We start from the raw sequence: 20,012 nt of genomic DNA on the forward strand, positions 1-20,012 counted from the left end.
GGTAATGGGGTAAGTGCGAGGGATGAGACCAGATTATAGAGTCTTTTTGCTGCTGCGACTTTTTTAGGCAAAAATTTAGGCATGGAATGGCCCATTGTTTCACGTGGAACATTCGCCTTTGTTGAGCTGGGGACGTAAAAAAGGGCGCCGAAGCGCCCTCATCCACTGTTCCACGTGAAACAATCACTTCAGGAAAGCGTCATAACCCGACTTGAAGATCAGGATCGTCACCACCACCAGGAACAGGCGGCGCACGAAACCGCTGCCGTGCTTGAGCGCCAGCTTGGTGCCCAGGATGGAGCCGCAGACCTGGCACACCGCCATCATCAAACCCAGCTGCCAGATCAGGTGGCCGCTGTAGCCGAACCACACCAGCGCCGCAAAGTTGCACGCCACATTGACCACCTTGGCCACGGCGGACGCCGCCAGGAAGTCGAAGCCGAAGAAGCGCACAAACAGGAACACCAGGAAGCTGCCGGTACCCGGGCCGAAGAAGCCGTCGTAGAAGCCGATCGCCGCGCCAATGATCACCGCCCACACCTGCTCGCGCACGCCGCTGTGCAGCGGCGCGTGCACGCTGCCCAGGTCTTTCTTCCAGAAGGTGTAGGCCGCGACCGCGATCAGCACCACCGGCAGCAGGCCGCGCATAAAGTCGGCCGGAATGCGGGTGACGGTGTAAGCACCGAGGAAGGCAAACACCAGCGCCGACACGGAAGCCGGCGCGGCGGTCGACCAGGCGATGCGCACGCGGCGCGCATAGTTGACGGCGGCGGCGGCGGTGCCGAAGATGGACGCCAGTTTGTTCGTGCCCAGCAAGGTGGCCGGCGCCGTCCCCTGGAACACCGAGAAGATCACCGGGATCTGTATCAGCCCGCCCCCGCCTACCACCGCATCCACCAGACCCGCCGAAAAAGCCGCCACACCCAACACCAGATATTCAACCATCACACCCACCAGACACCCGCTCGCGCGGAAACAAAGAAGGCCATCATTGTACGGAAGAAAGCGCGCCGCCGCCCGCCTCGGCCCGGCAGGTTTTGGTGTAAGCTGGAATGCCAACATTCCACGCCGACCACGATCACGCCATGAATGATTTCCCCGCCTTCGCTTTCAGCACCGTAGCCCACATCGTTTCAGAACTGGGCGCGGCCCGCAAACTGGGCGAGCTGGTGCGCGCCCGCTTTCCGTCGGCGCAGCGCGTGCTGCTGGTGACGGACCCCGGCTTCCTGAAAACCGGCCTGGTGCAAGCGCCCGCCGACAGCCTGGCGGCCGCCGGATTTCACGTGAAAATCTATTCGGACGTGGTGGCCGATCCGCCCGAGGCCGTGGTGCTGGCAGCAGTGGCCGCAGCGCGCGGGCACGCGTCCGATGTGGTGATCGGCCTGGGCGGCGGCAGCTCCATGGACGTGGCCAAGCTGATCGCCGTGCTGGCGGGGAGCGAGCAGCCGCTGTCAGCCATCTACGGCATCGGCAATGTGCAAGGTGCGCGCCTGCCGCTGGTGCAGATCCCCACCACCGCCGGCACCGGTTCAGAGGTCACCAATATCGCCATCGTCACCACCGGCGAGACCACCAAGATGGGCGTGGTGGCGCCGCAGCTGTATGCCGACCTCGCCATCCTGGACGCGGAACTGACGACGGGTCTGCCCCCCATGGTGACCGCCGCCACCGGCATCGACGCCATGGTGCACGCCATCGAGGCCTACACCAGCCGCCATAAAAAGAACCCGCTGTCGGACATGCTGGCGCGCCAGGCGCTGGGGCTGCTGTCGCGCAACCTGATCCCGGCCTGCGAGAACGGCGGCAACCTGGCCGCGCGCCAGGCCATGCTGCTGGGCGCCATGCTGGCGGGACAGGCGTTTTCCAACGCGCCGGTGGCGGCCGTGCACGCGCTGGCCTATCCCATAGGCGGCATCTTCCATGTGCCACACGGCTTGTCGAATTCGCTGGTGCTGCCGCATGTGATGCGCTTCAATGCGCCGGCGGCCGCGCCGCTGTACGCGGAGCTGGCCGCCATCGTCGTGCCGCATGCGGAAGGTTCGGTGGAGGCAAGATCGGAAGCGCTGATTGTTGCCATGCAGCAAATTGCGATCATCTCGGGGATAGAGCGCAGCCTGCAGCAGGTCGGCATCGCCGAGAGCGACCTGGACCGCCTGGCCGACGACGCCATGCTGCAAACCCGTCTGCTGGGTAATAATCCGCGCGACGTGAGCCGCGCGGATGCCAGGGCGATCTACGCCGCAGCGCTGTAAAGCTTACACTGTAGAGCTTAGTTGGGCACGTCCACCGTGCTGTTGCCCACCGTAATGGCGTTGTTGCCGGCGGAAGCGGCAATCGGCGGCAGGTTGGCCACGGTGATCGGCACCGCGTTGCTGGCGCGCGTGGTGGTGCGCACCACTTGCGACGGCGGCAGCGGCGCCCCCGTCGGATTACGCAGATTGGCGTACACCGCATCGAGCGCGCGGAACAGGTACACGTGCAGCGGCACCACGTTGGCCGGCAGCGCGTTGGCGAAGGAATCGAAGTGATTGGCGTTGGTCACTTCGATATAGCGCAGCTTGCTGGCACTGCCCTCCGCCGTCGCGTTCAGGCCCAGGTAGGCGCGCGAGGCATGGTTGACCGGGATCAGCGCGTCGCTGCGGCCGGCCACGATAATCGCCGGTTTGCCCTTCAGGTTGCCACTGGCAAGCACTTCCGCCACGCCAGCTTTCACGCGCGCGCTCTGGTCCGCCAGCGTGCCGCTGAGCGCGGCGCCCGTCACGGGATTGGTGCCGGTGGCCAGAGAGCGCAGGCACAGGAAACCGTCCAGCGACTGGTCGGCCGCATTGGTCGACGGTGACACGCCCAGGTTGTAGGCCTTGGCCCCGCCCACCGAGTTCTCGTAAATGACGCTGCCGATAATGCCGTTCTGCGTGGCGAAGCTGGACGCCTTCACGGCGGCCGTCAGGGCCGCCGGCGCGCCGGTGGCGTCCACGCCCGCGAAGGTGAAGCCGCATACCTTGTCGAGCGCGCTGAACTTGCCGTAGGCGTAGGCATACGTGACCGCCACCAGGATGTTGGTGCCCGCGTGCGAGGCCTGCAGCACCTCGGCATCCGCGTTCCAGCCGTAGGCTTTCAGGCGCGCCTTGGCGTCGTTCTGCTGGTCCAGCAGGCTGGCGCCGGTGAGCAGGCCCTTCGCCGCCAGCGCGCTGCAGCGTCCGCCCGACGCGACTTCGGCCAGGCAAGGCTGGTACAGCGCGGCAAAGGTCGAATAGTCGAACAGGGCTTTCCCCTGGGAAGGCACAGCAGCCCCGCCAAGGCGCACAACGTAGCCGGTGGCTACCTTGGGCTGGATTTGCGGCTCCGTGGCCGCCACGGCGCTGATAAGGCCCTTGGTGTCCTGCTCTGCGGCAAGCAAAGCCGAGCCGGCGCCGTTCGAGATGCTGGAAGCGATCGCCACGCTATTCTTCGGCGTCAGGCGCACCAGGTGGCTTTTGCCGTCCGAGGCCACCTGGCCGTAGCGCTCGTTAAGCACGTAGTAGGCGAACTCCACCGCCTGCAGCGTGATCTTGCCCCAGTCCTTTTCCGGATTCTGCTGCGAGTGCGCATGCTTGAAGGCGACGCGGCCCGGGTTGCTGGCGGCAAAGGCGGCGCGTTCCGCCTCGGTGTAGGCCGGGGAGAAATTGGCGCTCTTGCCGGCCGCCGCGCGCGTGGCGCGCTGGCCGTTCTGCAGGTTCACGCTGTCGTCCTCGAAGGTGTACAGGCCGGTGCCGCTGCCCTTGTCCGCGTAGGCCACGGCGCAGTTGTTCTTCAGGCCCCACTCGCCCGCGCTGCCGATGGCGCCGTAGATGCCGCGCGAGCCGCTGGAGGTGCCGGTGACGATGCAGGGATTGATGGGGTCGAAGGTGGCCGGCACCTGCACCAGCAGGGTCACGTTCTGCTTGCCCGTGCCGTCGTCGGCGTAGGCGATGTATTCGGTACCGGCAACCTTGCCCTCGCCTGTTCCCGCCACGCCGGCCGCGCTGACGTTGGGGCCGTACATGGTGCCCCAGCCGCTGTTGGCACTGATGTCGAGCACGGCGCGGTAGTTGGCGTAGATGGCGTTGCGGCGCAGTTCGGCCGCAGTGGGTTTCAGCGGGTCCGCGTAGGCGGGTGCGGCGGCGGCGGCCAGGCCGGTGCGGCCCAGGCCGGCCGTCAGCAAGTCGTCCGAGCTGCCGTCGTAGCTGATGCTGCTCACCGCGCTCAGGTAGGACGGCAGCACATTCAGTTCCTCCGGCGTGTTGCTGTTGTCGCCGCAGGACGCGAGCGTGGCGACGGCGGCGGCGATCAGGGTAAGCTTGCTGGCGATGCGGATTGTATTTTTCATTGGGTCTCCTCCATCTTGCAGGTTGGTAGTCAAAAAAAAAACGCCGGACGAGTCCGGCGTTCTTGCTCATTCAGGCTAGCTTCTTCTGACCGAAGCGCGCCACGATTTCCCCTATTATTCCGCGCCGGAACAGCAGCACGCAGGCCACGAAGATCAAGCCAGTCACCATGCTGACCGCCTCGCCCAGCGTGTTGAACCATTCCACGCCGGTGTTGCGGGCGAGGAAGGTACCGATGTCGCCCAGCTTGTTTTCCAGCATGATGATAATGACGGCACCCAGCATCGGGCCGGCCAGCGTGCCCATGCCCCCTACCAGGGTCATCAGGATCACCAGGCCGGACATGGTCCAGTGCACGTCGGTCAGCGTTTCAAAGCCCAGCACCACGGTCTTGGTGGCGCCGGCCAGGCCGGCCAGCGCAGCCGACAGCACAAAGGCCATCAGCTTGTAGCGGTCCACGTCGTAGCCCAGCGAGATGGCACGCGGCTCGTTTTCCTTGATGGCTTTGAGCACCTGGCCGAACGGCGAATGCACGGTGCGCACGATCAGCGCAAAGCCGGCCACGCAGATGGCCAGCACCACGAAATACAAGGTGGTGTCATTGCCCAGGTCGATGGCGCCGAACAGCTTTCCACGTGGAACGCCCTGCAGGCCGTCCTCGCCGCCGGTGAACGGCGAGCGCAGCGCAACGTAGGACACCAGCTGCGCCAGCGCCAGCGTAATCATGGAGAAGTAGATGCCCTGGCGGCGGATTGCCAGGCTGCCCATCACCAGGCCGATCAACGCCGCGCCCGCCACGCCGGCCAGCACGCCCAGCTCGAAGGGCCAGCCCAGGTCGCGCAGCACATAGCCGGCCATATAGCCCGCGCCGCCGAAGAAGGCGGCGTGGCCGAAGGACAGCAGGCCGGTAAAGCCGATCAGCAGGTTGAACGCGCAAGCGAACAGCGAGAAGCACAGCAGCTTCATCAGGAACACCGGATAGCCCACGAAGGGCGCGGCCAGGGCAATGGCTAGAACGATGGCATAGCCAATTTTCTTATTCATGGATGTACCCTTATTTCTCTTTGCCGAACAGGCCGGCAGGACGCAGCAGCAGCACGATGACCATGACCACAAACACCACCACGGCCGAGCCCTCGGGGTAGAACACGCGGGTCATGCCCTCGATCACACCCAGCGCCAGGCCGGTCAGGATGGAGCCCATGATGGAGCCCATGCCGCCGATCACCACCACCGCGAACACCACGATAATGAGGTTGGAGCCCATCAGCGGCGACACCTGGATAATCGGCGCGGCCAGCACGCCGGCGAAGCCCGCCAGCGCCACGCCGAAGCCGTAGGTCAGGGTCACCATCAGCGGCACGTTGATGCCGAACGCTTCCACCAGCTTGGGGTTTTCGGTACCGGCGCGCAGATAGGAGCCGAGCTTGGTTTTCTCGATCACATACCAGGTGGCCAGGCACACCGTGAGCGAGGCGACCACCACGAAGCCGCGGTAATTCGGCAGGAACATAAAGCCCAGGTCGGTTGCGCCCTGCAGCAGCGCCGGCGTTTCAAACGGCTGGCCGGACACGCCGTAGAAGGAGCGGAACACGCCCTCCACCACCAGCGTGATGCCGAAGGTCAGCAGCAGGCCGTACAGGTGGTCCAGCTTGTAGAGCCAGCGCAGCATGGTCTTCTCGATGATGATGCCGAAGATGCCGACCACGATGGGCGCCAGCGCCAGCATGGCCCAGTAGTTCAGGCCGAAGTACGTCATGCCTATCCAGGCCAGGAAAGCGCCCATCATGTACAGGGCGCCGTGGGAAAAATTGATCACGTTCAGCAAGCCGAAGATCACGGCCAGGCCGAGCGACAGCATGGCATAGAAGGAGCCGTTGACGAGGCCCAGCAGCAGCTGGCTCATCATTGCGGGCAGGGGGACGCCGAATATATCCATATCTACACATTTTCCAAAGGGAGTAGGGCGGGTTAGGCGCAAAGCGCCGTAACCCGCCACGCACGCGGCGCGGGCGCGCTACTGGATTACTTCCAGAGCGCGCACTTGGTTTCGGCCTTGGTCACATAAGCCTGGTCGCCCGGAATGGTGGCCACCACCTTGTAGTAGTCCCAAGGGTATTTCGATTCCGACTGCTTCTTCACTTCCATCAGATACATATCGTGCACCATGCGGCCGTCCTGGCGGATCACGCCGCCCTTGGCGAACATGTCGTTGATCGGCGTTTTCTTCAGCTGCGCCATCACCTTGTCCGAGTCGTCGGTGCCGACCGCTTTCACGGCCTTCAGGTAGTTGGCGGTGGCCGAGTAGTCGGCCGCCTGCAGCATGGACGGCTCCTTCTTCATCTTCTCGAAGTAGCGCTTGGACCAGGCGCGGGTGTCGGGATTCAGGTCCCAGTACCAGCCGTCGGTCAGATACATGCCCTGGGTGGTGTTCAGGCCCAGCGAATGGATGTCGTTGATGAAAATCAGCAGGCCGGCCAGCTTCATCTTCTTGGTGATGCCGAACTCGTTGGCCGCCTTGATGGAGTTGATGGCGTCGCCGCCGGCATTGGCCAGGCCCAGGATCTGCGCGCCGGACGACTGCGCCTGCAGCAGGAAGGACGAGAAGTCCGACGCCGACAACGGATGCTTGACGCTGCCCAGCACCTTGCCGCCGGCCGCTTTCACCACGTCCGCCGTGTCCTTTTCCAGCGACGCGCCGAAGGCGTAGTCGGCGGTCATGAAGTACCAGTTCTTGCCGCCCTGCTTGGAGATGGCGCCGCCGGTGCCGCGCGCCAGCGCCACGGTGTCGTAGGCGTAGTGCACGGTGTAAGGCGTGCATTCCTCGTTGGTCAGGCGGGCCGAGCCCGCGCCGATGGAGATGAAGATCTTCTTCTTCTCGCCCGCCACCTTGGCCATGGCCAGGTTGGCGCCCGAGTTGGTGCCGCCGATCAGCAGGTCCACGCCCTGCTGGTCGAACCATTCGCGCGCCTTGGAGGCGGCGATATCGGCCTTGTTCTGGTGGTCGGCGGAGATGAATTCAACTTTCTTGCCGGCGATAACCACGCCGGCATCGGCGATGGCCATCTTGATCGCTTCCGCGCCGCCCAGGCCGTCGATATCGGAATACAGGCCGGACATGTCGGTAATGAAGCCGATCTTGATGGTGTCGCCGGACACCTGGGCTTGCGCGCCGCAGGCCAGGCCCAGGGCGCAGACTGCTGCGGTTGCGGTGGCGATAGTTTTGAGTTTCATTTTTGTCTCCGTCCTTAAGGGTTTTGTTGTGGTACGGTAAAAATCAGACACCGAGCAGTTCGGTCAACACTGGCATCTTGGCGCTCAACTCCGATGCAGCAAAAGTCTCAACAATCTGACCATGCTCCATCACGTAAAACCGGTCCGCCAACGGAGCGGCGAAGCGGAAATTCTGTTCCACCATGACGATGGTGTAGCCCTTGGCTTTCAGGGTGGTAATCATGCGCGCCAGGCCCTGCACGATGACCGGCGCCAGGCCTTCCGAAATCTCGTCCAGCAGCAGCAGGCGCGCGCCGGTGCGCAGGATGCGCGCCACCGCCAGCATCTGCTGCTCGCCGCCGGACAAGCGGGTGCCCTGGCTGTGCTTGCGTTCCTCCAGGTTGGGGAACATGGCGTAGATTTCCTCGATCGGCATGCCCTTCTCGCCGGTCGCCAATTGCGGCGGCAGCAGCAGGTTTTCCTCGGTCGACAGCGAGGCGAAAATGCCGCGCTCCTCGGGACAATAGCCTATGCCCAAATGGGCCACTTTGTGCGTCGGCAGATCGATGGCTTCCACGCCATTGACCTTGATGGAACCTTTGCGCGCGCCGGTCAAACCCATAATGGCGCGCAAGGTGGTGGTGCGGCCTGCGCCGTTGCGGCCCAGCAGTGTCACCACTTCGCCCGGCTGCACCGTGATGTTCACGTTGTGCAGGATGTGCGATTCGCCGTACCACGCCTGCAGATTGCTGATTTCCAGTGCGGCCGCCATCAGTGCGCCCCCGCCAGTTCGGCCGCTTCGGTGCCCATATACGCTTCCATCACCTGCGGATTCTTGGACACCTCGGCATAGCTGCCTTCGGCCAGCATGGCGCCGCGCTGCAGCACCGAAATCTTGTCGCAAATACCAGACACCACGTTCATATTGTGTTCCACCATCAAAATGGTGCGGCCGGCCGATACCTTCTTGATCAGCTCGGTTACGCGGTGCACGTCCTCGTGGCCCATGCCCTGGGTGGGCTCGTCGAGCAGCATCAGTTCCGGCTCCATGGCCAGCGTGGTGGCGATCTCCAGCGCGCGCTTGCGGCCGTAGGGCATGTCCACCGTGACGGTGTCGGCGAACTCGGTCAGGTCCACCTCGGCCAGCAGCTCCATGGCGCGCGCGTTGAGCTGGTTCAGCGAGGTTTCGCTGCGCCAGAAATGAAAGGTGGTGCCGAGCTGGCGCTGCAGGCCGATGCGCACGTTCTGCAGCACGGTCAGGTGGGGGAAAACAGCGGAAATCTGGAATGAGCGTATTACCCCCATGCGCGCGATATGGGCGGGCTTGGCGGCGGTGATGTCCTTGCCGTTGAACAGGATCTGGCCCGAGGTCGGCACCAGGAATTTGGTCAGCAAGTTGAAGCAGGTGGTTTTACCGGCGCCGTTGGGGCCGATCAATGCGTGTATGTGGCCGCGCTGGACCTTCAAATTCACGTCGTTTACAGCAGTGAAACCTTTGAATTCCTTGGTCAAATTTCTTGTTTCCAAGATGAAGTTTGACATCGTATCTCCTGGTTATTCTTTATAAACTGCCAAATTTTCAACCGATCATACACACAAAAAAAATCATGAACAATACAGTATAAATACCATCAAGCTAGCAAGTTTGGCTACAAACCAGCTGGCTTGATCTGGCTCAAAATATCAGGTCCGATTCCACGCGGAATGTATCATCTGCGCGGCCTTCTCCGCGATCATGATGGTCGGCGAATTGGTGTTGCCGGAGGTAATAAATGGCATCACGGAGGCGTCCGCCACCCGTAGTCCTGCTACACCGCGCACCCGCAATTGGCTGTCGACCACGGCCAGAGTGTCGTTTTTTTGCCCCATGCGGCAGGTGCCGACCGGATGGAAGATGGTGGTGCCGATGGCGCTGGCCGCCGCCGCCAGTTCCTCGTCGCTCTGGAACTCGGGGCCGGGCTTGAATTCCTGCGGCCGGTACGGCGCCAGCGCGGGCGCAGCGGCGATGCGGCGCGTCAGTTTCAGCGCGTCCGCCGCCACCTGGCGGTCCTCCGGCGTGCTCAGATACATGGGCGTGATCTTGGGCGGCGCATAGGAATCGGCGCTGGCGATGCGGATATGGCCGCGCGAAGTGGGCCGCAGATTGCACACGCTGGCGGTGAAGGCAGGGAAAGCGTGCAGCGGGTCGCCGAACTTCTCCAGCGACAGCGGCTGCACGTGGTATTGCAGATTGGGCGTGGCCTGGCCCGCGTCCGAGCGGGCGAAAGCGCCCAGCTGCGACGGCGCCATCGACATCGGGCCGCTCTGGAACAGCGCATACTCCATGCCGATGCGCATCTTGCCCAGCCAGTTGCCGGCCAGCACATTCAGCGTCTTCACGCCGTCCACCTTGAACACCATGCGCAGCTGCAAATGGTCCTGCAGATTGGCGCCCACGCCGAGCAAATCCGCCACCGGCGCCACGCCCAGTTCGTGCAGCATGCCCGCAGGACCGATGCCGGACAGCTGCAGCAAGGCCGGCGAGCCCACCGAACCGGCCGCCAGGATGGTTTCCCGCCTGGCATCCGCCCGCCACTGCGTGCCGCCGCCGGTGAAGACCACGCCCTTGCAGACCGGCCCCTGCTCTCCCTGCTCCACCAGCAGCTTTTCCACATGACAGCCCGTCATCAAGGTGAAATTGGGCCGCGCCGATGCCTGTTTCAAAAAGGCCTTGGCCGTGTTCCAGCGTATGCCGCGCTTCTGGTTGACTTCAAAATAGGCGCAGCCCAGGTTGTCGCCCCGGTTGAAATCGTCCACTTTCGGGATGCCGGTCTGCTCGGCCGCATCGCGGAAAGCATCCAGTATCTGCCAGGACAGGCGCTGCTTTTCCACCCGCCACTCGCCGCCGGCGCCGTGAAATTCGCTGGCGCCGCCGTGGTGGTCCTCGCTCTGGCGGAACAGCGGCAGCACCGCGTCCCAGCGCCAGCTATCGTCGCCGCAAGCCTCGGCCCAGCGGTCGTAGTCGCCGGCCTGGCCGCGCATATAAATCATGCCGTTGATGGAAGAACTGCCGCCTAGCACTTTGCCGCGCGGATAAATCAGGCTGCGCCCGCCCAGGCCGGCGTCGGCCTCGGTGCGGTACAGCCAGTCGGTGCGGGGATTGTTGATGCAATGCAGATAACCGACCGGGATATGTATCCACAGGTAGTCGTCCCTGCCGCCCGCCTCGATCAGCAGGACTTGTACGTTTTTATCGCGCGTAAGGCGGTTGGCCAGCACACAGCCGGCAGTGCCGGCACCGATGATGATGTAGTCGAACTGTCCTGCAGATTCCAAAGACCACTCCTTACGCTGTGTTGGACTGCTTAGCCTGCTTTCATTTCCTTCAGCAAGGTTTCCACCAATCGCGCCGCCGGCATGCCGCGCGCGCGATTCACGCTGCTGCCGCACCACAGCGACATCCATTCCGTGTCGCCGCGCCGCGCCGCTTCCGCACGTATGCTGCCGGTCAGCGCGTTTTGTACCGGATAAGCCGGCACCTGCAGCTCCACATCCGCCATCACCCGCATGAAGCGGTTTTCCAGGCCGCGCGCGTAGCGGCCGGAAAAGGCGCGCGTCTGCCGCGTGGGACGCTCGCCCGCCGTCAGCAGCGCCTGTTTATAAGCCGGGTGGATGCCGGATTCATTGGTCACCAGGAAAGCCGTGCCCATTTGCACAGCCTTGGCGCCGGCCGCCAGCGCGCGCTGGATATCCTTGCCGTCCATAATGCCGCCGGCCGCAATCACCGGGATGCGCACCGCCGCCGCCACCGAGGGCAGGAGTTCGAAAGTGGTCAGCGTGGCGTCCTTCTGCGCGCCGATGAAGGTGCCGCGATGGCCGCCCGCTTCCACTCCCGACGCCACCACCGCATCCGCGCCCGCCGCCTGCCAGGCTAGCGCCTCGGCTATCGTCGTCACGGTGCCGATCACGGCAATGCCGGCCGCATGCAAGCTGGCCACCTGCACCGGGCTGAGGATGTCGAAAGTAAAGCTCGCCACTGCAGGCCGCAATTCCAGCAAAGTGGCAAATTGGGCCGCAAAATCCTCGCACCACTTGGCTGGCGTGGGCAATTCACTCCAGCCCAACTCCTGGTAAACCGGTTTCAGCAGCGTTTTCGCAGCTTCCACGCTGGCGGCATCCGGCGACGGCGTTCCCTGGACGAAGAAATTGATCAAAAAAGGGCGGTCCGTCAGCGCGCGGATGGCCGCCACCTGGCTACGCAGCGCATCCGGCGACAGCAACGAACCAGCCAGCGAACCCAGCGCGCCGGCATTCGACACCGCCGCAACCTGCTCGGGCGTATTGCTGCCGCCAGCCATGGGGCCCTGGATGATGGGATGGGAAAACAGGGACAGCAACTCCATTACAGCCTCCTGGCGCCTGTTGATAACTATCTGGATATCCACAGGCATGGTTTGTGAGTAAGCAAAAGGTAAACCTGGGCGCGAAAAATTGTCCAGATACAGTCCTTCCGCCGTACACCGTATACCCGCCGTGTTGTACAGCGTGCAAACGACTGATTCTAATCCAGTTAACCCGGTTATCCACAGAAAAGTGGCGACGTTAACAACTACTACTATTTTGTATACCTACCTTTAAAGTAAACCAAAGGCTTCTTACCCGGCGCTGACGGAAAGAAACCACAACTGCAACGCTGCAACTGCAACGCTTTACCCTTATACTGAACTTGCAGCATTCAACCAGCCTAGAGCCGGAGTTGCCGTGGCCTATCAGCGCAAAACAACGGAAATTGTCCGCTCACTAGCCTACCTGCGCTTTCGCAGGCGTCTGCTGTCCGGCTTGCTGACCATGGCGGCGATTGCTATCGTGGTGGTCGCCTGGCAACTGCATACTTCCTATATCGACCGAGAAGCAGGTCTACGCCGCCAGACCCAGCACTTCGCGCGCGCCATGGAAGCCCATGTGCTCTACGCCATCCAGTTTGCCGACTTGTCGCTGATCGGCTTTTCCAACGCCATCAAAGTCCTGCCTCCTGAAAGCTCGGCCGACACCATCTCCACCCTGCTTTCCTCGCGCAGTTCCTCCTTCACACACGATTTCTGGATCAGTTTTATCGACGCCAACGGAAAAGGCGTCGCCACGTCCAACCAGTTGCCGATTACCGGCGTGGACTACACTGACCGCGACTATTTCCTGTTCCACAAAAATGGCGCCGGCACTTCTCCCTATCAGCTCTACATCAGCGGCCCCTCGCTAGGGAAAGTGTCAAACCAAAAACTGCTATTTATCAGCCGTAGAGTAGAAGACAAGCAAGGCCGCTTCCTGGGTATCATTGTCGCGCCACTGGATATCACCCGTTTTGCCGCCGTCTTTGAAAATTCCCGCATTACCGACGATGTGTCAATCAGCTTGATCCATCGCAACGGCCGCTTGATCGCTCGCGCGCCGCATGTCGAGGCAGCCTTCAATCTGGACCTCTCCGATAGCATTCTGTTCGCCTATTTGAAAAAAACTCCGACCGGTACTTTCCGCGCCGCCAGCAAGGTGGACCAGATATCCCGCGTGTTCAGCTACCGCGCGCTGGATCCTCTGCCGCTCATCATTACGGTGGGAGGCACCGACAAGGACGCGGTGTGGTTCGCCAGTCCCACCTTCATCATCAGCAGTATCGGACTGGCCCTGCTATTGCTGTTGATACTGCTGAGCGGCATGTTTGCGCTGAAATCCTATGCAAAACTGGAGGAACGCGAACTGCGCTACCGTCAGCTCTACAGCTCCAGCCGCGAAATGGAGGCCAAGCTCTCCGCCAGCGAAGAAAGATTGCGGCTGATTGCCGACAATCTGCCCATCATGATCACCTACGTCGACTGCAAGGAACGCTACACCTTCACCAACCGGCTATTCGACCAGGTGTTTGAAATCAGCGAGCAGGCGGCGCTGGGGAAAAGCGTCGAAGAAGTGGTCGGCCCGGCCGCCTACGCCATCTCCCGGCCGCACTTGCACAAGGCGCTGACCGGCCAGATGGTCTATTTCGAGCGTCCGCTCGAGACCAGCAAGGGCGTGCGTTGGGACGGCATCAGCTATGTGCCGGATTTCAGCCCCGTCGGCCAGGTGCGCGGCCTGTTCGTCATGGCGGAAGACATCACGGCCCGCCGCGCCAGCGAAGCCACCATGAAACTGGCAACCTTGATGTATGAAAACAGCAGCGAAGGCATGATGGTGACGGATGCCGACGGCAAGATCCTGTCCGTCAACCCGGCTTTTTCCCGCCTGAGCGGCTATACCGAAGACGAAGTGAAAGGCCATTGGGCCTACGAACTGACCTCTGGCCGGCAAGACCAGGACTTTTTCCGCCGTATGCAGAACGCGCTGCGCAACACCGGCGAGTGGGAAGGCGAAGTCTGGCATCAAAACAAACAGGGCGAGCACTACCTGGTATCGCTGCGCTTCAACGCGGTATTCGATGAAAATGGCCAGGCATACCGGCGCGTGGCCCTGTTCTGCGATATCACCAAGAAAAAGGCCACCGAAGAACTGATCTGGCGCCAGGCCAACTTCGACGCCCTGACCGGATTGCCCAACCGCCGCATGTTCCAGGAGAGGATGCGGCAGGAAATCAGGAAAGCCGAACGCTCCGGCCTGCCCATGGCCCTGGTATTCATCGATCTGGACGGCTTCAAAGCCGTCAACGACACCTTCGGCCACTCCATGGGCGACCAGCTGCTGAAAGAGGCGGCAAACAGGCTCATTCACTGCGTGCGCGGCACCGACGTCGTGTCCCGGCTGGGCGGTGACGAGTTCACCGTTATCGCTGGCGAGCTCAAAGACAACGGCGATGTCCAGCGTATAGCCCAGGAAATCCTGTCCAGCCTGGCCGCTCCCTTCCAGCTGGGGCAGGAAACCGCCCATATTTCCGCCAGCATAGGCATAGCCCTGTTCCCGGACGACGCGACAGACCCCGAAATCCTGCTCAAAAACGCAGATCAGGCCATGTATTTCGCCAAACAGCATGGGCGCAACTGCTATCACTACTTCGGAAGCTCCCTGCCTGTTGATAAGTCTATGGATATCCACAGGGCGAGATGTGAGTAAGGAAGTGGAAAGTCCACAGAGCAAAATTTATCCAAGTTTTGCCCCCGAACTGATACAACGCTTGTCCTGCCGCTTATCTTTTCCGTAAATCCATGATTTTTATGCTCTTAAGGCAGTTATCCACAGCAAAGTGCGCGTTTACTATTACTATCATTTTATATAAAAGCTTTAGTTAACAAACTAAGGAAGACGCGGATTTCGCATGCTTTGCACTGCAGACCAAAAAACAAGCAAAAACAGCGATTGTGGATAAGGTGATGGATATCCACAGGATGACTTGTGGGAAAACCAGCTACTTATGCACCTCGAAAATCTTGTCCAGAAGTCCTCCTGCGTAGATACAATGCTTGTTCATGTGCTTGTAAACGCTGTAAACGCTTGATTTTTCACTTGTTAACAGACTTATCCACAAAAAAACGGCGGTTTACTATCTACTACTATTTTTTATATATATTTTTGTTGTAAACCTATAAAAGAACGCGAAGCGGAAAAAACGGAGGAAAAATGCGTCTTGGCATCATCAGTGCTCTCGCAGAAGAACAAAACGGGCTGATAGAAGCCATGGAAAACGCCGCCAAGGTCACCCACGGCATGCGCGACTACACTGCGGGCAGGCTTTGGGGTGTAGACAGCGTCTGTGTGCTGTCCAGAATCGGGAAAGTAGCCGCTGCAATGACGGCCAGCATCCTTGTGGAAAAGTTCGGAGTTACCCACATCGTCTTTACAGGCGTGGCTGGCAGTGGAGACCTGGGCGTCAGAGTGGGAGATGTGGTTGTTGCAGACAGCCTGGTTCAGCACGACATGGACGCCAGCCCGCTCTTTCCCAGGTTCGAAATCCCGCTGACAGGCCAATCGCGTATCGCCAGCGACCGAGAACTGACGCGCCGGCTATCCACTGCAGCGCGCGATTTCCTGCAAAACGAACCCGGCAGCCCCCAATTCCACCGCGGCCTGATCGCCAGCGGCGACCAATTCATCAACAAACGAGCCCAGCTGAACGCCTTGAAAGACGCCTTGCCTGAATTATTGGCAGTGGAAATGGAAGGTGCAGCGGTTGCGCAAGTGTGTTTCGAGCTGGGCATCCCCTTCGGCATCATCCGCACCATCTCCGACAACGCCAACGAAGACGCGGCTGTGGATTTCATGCACTTTGTCCACACCGTCGCCTCCCGCTACGCCTACAACATCCTGAAACACTTCTGCCAACCCCAATAAAGGGGTCAGGGTTGACTATTTTTTCAGTCGAGGCCGGCCTGAAGGGTTGATCTCACACTGCAAATTGGTCAATTCCTCGACCTTGTGGATAAATTCGGAATTGCCCACAGGCTTGTTGTAGTTCCAGCGCCACGCCCAGCCAATCGAGGTAGTACTCCCTGACCTCATCGTCAAAAAAGCACGCGGCGCGGTTGTGGCCGCGCTGCACAAGGTGCAGCGGAACGTCGTCAAGCTGGATGCGGGGTGGACGGGGTATCAGCCCAGCATGGCCCGCAGCAAAAGGCGGCCATGAGAAAACTCAAGAATGTTGCCCGATTAATTAACCCTGACCCCTTTTTGAGGGGCGGAAATAAAAAAAGCCAGGCGGGGTGCCTGGCTTGGGGATGGGACGGGGGTACTTAGACGCTGAGGGTCATCAGGCTGGCGTTGCCGCCGGCGGCGGTGGTGTTGACGCACAGGGCGCGCTCGGCTACCAGGCGCCACAGCGGGAGGGCTTCGTCCGCCAGGGTGTCGATAAGGGCCACCAGAGCCCCGTCACGGGCCGCCAGCTGCTCGCGCACACCCGGGACCAGGGCAGACTCAACCAAGGCCACCTGGAAGCTGCAATCGATGCTGCCGAGGCTGCTTACTTGCTGGATCTGGTCCAGCACGGCCGCAGGCAGGTCCGCAGGCAGGGTTTTGCAGACGGCGATGGCGCGGTTGCCCGTGGCCAAGGTGGCGGCGAGCTGGTTCAGCAGCACGTCTTCCGCGTCGGCCAGGCATACCACCGTGCCGCGCGGGGCAAAGCGCAGGGTGTTGCGCTCGCCGGTAGGGCCAGGCAGCTCGATGGTGCTGCCCAGGGCGGTGCTGTGGGCGTACTGGTCCGCCAGGGCGACCACGGTCTGCTTGCCTTTGCCTTTGGCCCAGACTTGCAGCGCGTCCAGTGCCGGGGTGGACAGGCGGGCGTGCTGGGCCGGCGTGACGGCGCCGCGCTGCAGGCGCTTCAGGTAGAGCGGGCCGCCGGCTTTCGGGCCGGTGCCGGACTTGCCTTCGCCGCCGAAGGGCTGCACGCCCACCACCGCGCCGACGATGTTGCGGTTGATGTAGATGTTGCCCACATGCGCGCGCGCCGTGATGAAGTCGATGGTTTCGTCGATGCGCGAATGCACGCCCAGGGTCAGGCCGTAGCCGCTGGTGTTGATCTGCTCGACGATCTTGCCCAGGTCGGCGCGCTTGTAGCGGATCACGTGCATGACGGGGCCGAAGACTTCCTTGCTCAGCTCGTCCAGCGAGCGGATTTCCAGCACGGTGGGCGGCACGAAGGTGCCGGCCGCGCCCACGGGCACGTTGAGCGAGAAGTGGTTCACGGCGGACTTCTTCATCGCTTCAATGTGGCTCAGCAGGTTTTGCTGCGCTTCGCTGTCGATGACGGGGCCGATGTCGGTGATCAGGCGGTCCGGGCTGCCGATGTTCAGCTCGCCCATCGCGCCTTTCAGCATTTTGATGGTCTTGTCGGCAATGTCTTCTTGCAGGAACAGCACGCGCAGCGCCGAGCAGCGCTGGCCGGCGCTGTCGAAGGCGGAGGAAATCGCGTCCTGCACCACCTGCTCGGGCAGCGCGGAGGAGTCGACGATCATGGCGTTCTGGCCGCCGGTTTCGGCGATCAGCGGGATGTCGGCGCCTTCGGCCACCGCGCGCTTGGCCAGGGTGCGGTTGATCAGCTGCGCCACTTCGGTGGAGCCGGTGAAGATCACGCCTTTGACGCGCGCGTCGTTGCACAGGCCGGTGCCGACCACTTCGCCGCGGCCGGGCAGGAATTGCAGCGCAGCGCGCGGCACGCCCGCTTCATGCATCAGCTGTACTGCGCGGTGGGCGATCAGCGGGGTCTGTTCGGCCGGCTTGGCCAGCACCACGTTGCCTGCCGCCAGCGCGGCGGCGGCCTGGCCGGTGAAGATGGCCAGCGGGAAGTTCCACGGGCTGATGCAAGTCACGGGACCGAGCGCCAGCGTGTTGGCCGACGAGCCCACCTGCTGCGCGTAGTAGCGCAGGAAGTCGACCGCTTCGCGGATCTCGGCGATGGCGTTCGGCAGCGATTTGCCTGCTTCGCGGATGGCCAGCGCCATCAGTTCCAGCATGTTCTGTTCGAACAGGTCGGCCGCGCGCATCAGGGCGGCGGCGCGCAGCGAGGGTTCGGTGGTCTGCCAGTCCATGGCGAATTCGCTGGCGCTGGCCAGCGCGCTGTCGACGTCGGCGGCGGTGGCTTCGGTCACGGTGCCGACCGTGTCGCTGCGCTGGGCCGGGTTCACTACCGGCAGCGAGGGCTGGCCTATGGTCAGCGCGCCCGCCAGCAGCGGACCGGCGCTCCAGCTGCGCGGCTCGGCCAGCGTGGCGGCAACTTGGCGCAGCACGTCTTCATTGGACAGGTCGAGGCCGGCGGAATTGCGGCGCTCGGCGCCGAACAGGTCCAGCGGCAGGCGGATGGAAGGATGCGGGGCGCCGCCCTGCTCGCGCGCGGCGTCGATCGGGTTCTTGATCAGCGATTCCACCGGAATGGCTTCGTCCACGATCTGGTTCACGAAGGACGAGTTGGCGCCGTTTTCCAGCAGGCGGCGCACCAGGTAGGCCAGCAGCGTTTCATGCGAACCCACCGGGGCGTAGATGCGGCATGCCTTGTCCAGGTTGTCCTTGCCCACCACCTGGTCGTACAGCGACTCGCCCATGCCGTGCAGGCACTGGAATTCGTAGTTGGTCACGCCCGCTTCCTTGGCCCAGGTGTGGATGGTGGCCAGGGTTTGCGCGTTGTGGGTGGCGAACTGCGCGAAGATGCGGTCGGTGGCGCCCAGCAGCTTCTGCGCGCACACCAGGTAGGACACGTCGGTGTAGACCTTGCGTGTGTAGACCGGATAGCCGGGCATGCCGTCCACCTGGGCGCGCTTGATCTCGGCGTCCCAGTAGGCGCCCTTCACCAGGCGCACCATGAAGTTGCGGCCGCTGCGCTTGGCCAGGTCGATCAGGTAGTCGATCACGAAGGGGCAGCGTTTCTGGTAAGCCTGCACCACGAAGCCGATGCCGTCGAAGCCTTCCAGCGCCGGGTTGAAGGCCATCGCCTCCATCAGGTCCAGCGACAGTTCCAGGCGGTCGGCTTCCTCGGCGTCGATGTTCAGGCCGATGTTGTACTGCTTGGCCAGCAGCACCAGCGCGGTCAGGCGCGGCAGCAGCTCGTCCATCACGCGGGCGTGCTGGGCGCGCGAGTAGCGCGGGTGCAGCGCCGACAGCTTCACGGAGATGCCGGGGCCGTCCTTGATGCCGCGGCCGTTCGAGGCGCGGCCGATGGCGTGGATGGCCGATTCGTAGGCGCTGTAATAGTGGGCGGCGTCGGCCTCGGTCAGCGCGGCTTCGCCCAGCATGTCGTAGGAATAGCGGTAGCCGCGCGCCTCGTTCGGCTCGCCGTTCTTGATCGCTTCGGCGATGGTCTGGCCGGTCACGAACTGGTTGCCCAGCATGCGCATGGCCAGGTCCACGCCCTTGCGGATCAGCGGCTCGCCGCCCTTGGCGATCAGGCGGGTGATGGCCGAACCCAGGCCCTGCTCGCTGCTCGAGCCGACCAGCTTGCCGGTCACCAGCAAGCCCCAGGTGGCGGCGTTGACGAACATGGACGGCGATTCGCCCAGGTGCTTGCGCCAGTCGCCCTTGCTGATCTTGTCGGCGATCAGGCGGTCGGCGGTGGCGCTGTCGGGGATGCGCAACAGTGCTTCGGCCAGGCACATCAGCGCCACGCCTTCCTCGGACGACAGCGAAAACTCATGCATCAGCGCGTCCACGCCGGAGGCGCGGGTGCGCTCCTTGCGTACGGACGACACCAGGCGGTGCGCCAGCGCCTGCGCTTCGGCGGCGCCGCTTTCGCGGACCTGGCCCAGCAGCCACTGCACGGCGCCGGCTTCGTCGCGGCGGTAGGCGGCGGTGATGGCGGCGCGTTGCGGGCTGGGCTCGCGCAGGATTTCGGCTTGCAGGGTGGAGAACGGAGCGGCCGAAGCCGGATTGACTGCTTGCATGGGAAGGCTTTCTACAATGGGAATTCAGGGCGCGCGCATGGAAAAAACGCCCGTCCGGCACACGGCTGGGCGAGCGTAATCTGGGCGCTACTAATGTTTCGATTGTAGAGGGATTTGTATCGGATTAATTCTGGTATTA

At 62.6% G+C, this 20,012-nt stretch carries 13 protein-coding genes; 3 read left to right on the forward strand and 10 right to left on the reverse strand.

Going from position 1 to position 20,012, the window contains the following annotated elements:
* Positions 1 to 183 precede the first annotated feature (183 nt).
* A complete protein-coding gene (locus GTP77_RS00730; RefSeq protein ID WP_161070253.1) occupies positions 184 to 945 on the reverse strand; it encodes a sulfite exporter TauE/SafE family protein in 762 nt (253 codons plus the stop codon).
* A gap of 140 nt (positions 946 to 1,085) precedes the next feature.
* On the opposite strand from GTP77_RS00730, the gene GTP77_RS00735 reads away from it, so the two are divergent.
* The gene (locus tag GTP77_RS00735) at positions 1,086 to 2,252 is read left to right on the forward strand and encodes an iron-containing alcohol dehydrogenase (protein ID WP_161070470.1); all 1,167 of its coding nucleotides are present in this window, start codon (positions 1,086 to 1,088) and stop codon (positions 2,250 to 2,252) included.
* A gap of 17 nt (positions 2,253 to 2,269) precedes the next feature.
* On the opposite strand, the gene GTP77_RS00740 is transcribed toward GTP77_RS00735, so the two are convergent.
* From GTP77_RS00740 to GTP77_RS00775, 8 genes are all read right to left on the reverse strand, one after another.
* Positions 2,270 to 4,345 carry a 3-hydroxybutyrate oligomer hydrolase family protein gene (locus tag GTP77_RS00740; protein ID WP_161070254.1) on the reverse strand — a complete coding sequence of 692 codons (2,076 nt, stop codon included), beginning with the start codon at positions 4,343 to 4,345 and terminating at the stop codon, positions 2,270 to 2,272.
* A gap of 70 nt (positions 4,346 to 4,415) precedes the next feature.
* Positions 4,416 to 5,387, reverse strand: a complete 972-nt coding sequence (locus GTP77_RS00745) for a branched-chain amino acid ABC transporter permease (RefSeq protein WP_161070255.1) — start codon at positions 5,385 to 5,387, stop codon at positions 4,416 to 4,418.
* A gap of 10 nt (positions 5,388 to 5,397) precedes the next feature.
* Positions 5,398 to 6,282 (reverse strand): branched-chain amino acid ABC transporter permease, encoded by an 885-nt coding sequence (locus tag GTP77_RS00750; protein WP_161070256.1) that lies wholly within the window; start codon positions 6,280 to 6,282, stop codon positions 5,398 to 5,400.
* Positions 6,283 to 6,368: 86 nt separating this feature from the next.
* Positions 6,369 to 7,577: an ABC transporter substrate-binding protein gene (locus GTP77_RS00755; RefSeq protein ID WP_161070257.1), complete on the reverse strand. Its 1,209-nt coding sequence runs from the start codon at positions 7,575 to 7,577 to the stop codon at positions 6,369 to 6,371.
* A gap of 43 nt (positions 7,578 to 7,620) precedes the next feature.
* Positions 7,621 to 8,328, reverse strand: coding sequence for an ABC transporter ATP-binding protein (locus GTP77_RS00760; RefSeq protein WP_161070258.1), 708 nt, complete (start codon positions 8,326 to 8,328; stop codon positions 7,621 to 7,623).
* Complete coding sequence (locus GTP77_RS00765) at positions 8,328 to 9,098, reverse strand: ABC transporter ATP-binding protein (protein WP_161070259.1); 771 nt, start codon at positions 9,096 to 9,098, stop codon at positions 8,328 to 8,330. Before GTP77_RS00765 ends, GTP77_RS00760 begins: the two co-directional genes overlap by 1 nt.
* 141 nt (positions 9,099 to 9,239) lie before the next feature.
* Complete coding sequence (locus tag GTP77_RS00770; RefSeq protein ID WP_161070260.1) at positions 9,240 to 10,871, reverse strand: GMC family oxidoreductase; 1,632 nt, start codon at positions 10,869 to 10,871, stop codon at positions 9,240 to 9,242.
* A gap of 29 nt (positions 10,872 to 10,900) precedes the next feature.
* The gene (locus tag GTP77_RS00775) at positions 10,901 to 11,938 is read right to left on the reverse strand and encodes an NAD(P)H-dependent flavin oxidoreductase (protein WP_161070261.1); all 1,038 of its coding nucleotides are present in this window, start codon (positions 11,936 to 11,938) and stop codon (positions 10,901 to 10,903) included.
* Between the two features lie 358 nt (positions 11,939 to 12,296).
* On the opposite strand from GTP77_RS00775, the gene GTP77_RS00780 reads away from it, so the two are divergent.
* Complete coding sequence (locus tag GTP77_RS00780; RefSeq protein WP_161070262.1) at positions 12,297 to 14,627, forward strand: diguanylate cyclase domain-containing protein; 2,331 nt, start codon at positions 12,297 to 12,299, stop codon at positions 14,625 to 14,627.
* Between the two features lie 504 nt (positions 14,628 to 15,131).
* Complete coding sequence (locus GTP77_RS00785) at positions 15,132 to 15,842, forward strand: 5'-methylthioadenosine/adenosylhomocysteine nucleosidase (protein WP_161070263.1); 711 nt, start codon at positions 15,132 to 15,134, stop codon at positions 15,840 to 15,842.
* A gap of 398 nt (positions 15,843 to 16,240) precedes the next feature.
* Here GTP77_RS00785 and putA read toward each other — a convergent pair whose 3' ends face one another.
* Complete coding sequence (gene putA, locus GTP77_RS00790) at positions 16,241 to 19,873, reverse strand: trifunctional transcriptional regulator/proline dehydrogenase/L-glutamate gamma-semialdehyde dehydrogenase (protein ID WP_161070264.1); 3,633 nt, start codon at positions 19,871 to 19,873, stop codon at positions 16,241 to 16,243.
* Positions 19,874 to 20,012: the final 139 nt, after the last annotated feature.

The organism is Pseudoduganella aquatica (assembly GCF_009857595.1).
GTDB classification, from domain to species: Bacteria; Pseudomonadota; Gammaproteobacteria; order Burkholderiales; family Burkholderiaceae_D; genus Rugamonas; species Rugamonas aquatica_A.

Coding starts and splice junctions, on each gene's coding strand:
- GTP77_RS00785 (WP_161070263.1), top strand. CDS start 15,132: ATGCGTCTTGGCATCATCAGTGCTCTCGCAGAAGAACAAAACGGGCTG.
- GTP77_RS00760 (WP_161070258.1), bottom strand. CDS start 8,328: ATGGCGGCCGCACTGGAAATCAGCAATCTGCAGGCGTGGTACGGCGAA.
- GTP77_RS00750 (WP_161070256.1), bottom strand. CDS start 6,282: ATGGATATATTCGGCGTCCCCCTGCCCGCAATGATGAGCCAGCTGCTG.
- GTP77_RS00755 (WP_161070257.1), bottom strand. CDS start 7,577: ATGAAACTCAAAACTATCGCCACCGCAACCGCAGCAGTCTGCGCCCTG.
- GTP77_RS00730 (WP_161070253.1), bottom strand. CDS start 945: ATGGTTGAATATCTGGTGTTGGGTGTGGCGGCTTTTTCGGCGGGTCTG.
- GTP77_RS00745 (WP_161070255.1), bottom strand. CDS start 5,387: ATGAATAAGAAAATTGGCTATGCCATCGTTCTAGCCATTGCCCTGGCC.
- GTP77_RS00775 (WP_161070261.1), bottom strand. CDS start 11,938: ATGGAGTTGCTGTCCCTGTTTTCCCATCCCATCATCCAGGGCCCCATG.
- putA (WP_161070264.1), bottom strand. CDS start 19,873: ATGCAAGCAGTCAATCCGGCTTCGGCCGCTCCGTTCTCCACCCTGCAA.
- GTP77_RS00735 (WP_161070470.1), top strand. CDS start 1,086: ATGAATGATTTCCCCGCCTTCGCTTTCAGCACCGTAGCCCACATCGTT.
- GTP77_RS00765 (WP_161070259.1), bottom strand. CDS start 9,098: ATGTCAAACTTCATCTTGGAAACAAGAAATTTGACCAAGGAATTCAAA.
- GTP77_RS00740 (WP_161070254.1), bottom strand. CDS start 4,345: ATGAAAAATACAATCCGCATCGCCAGCAAGCTTACCCTGATCGCCGCC.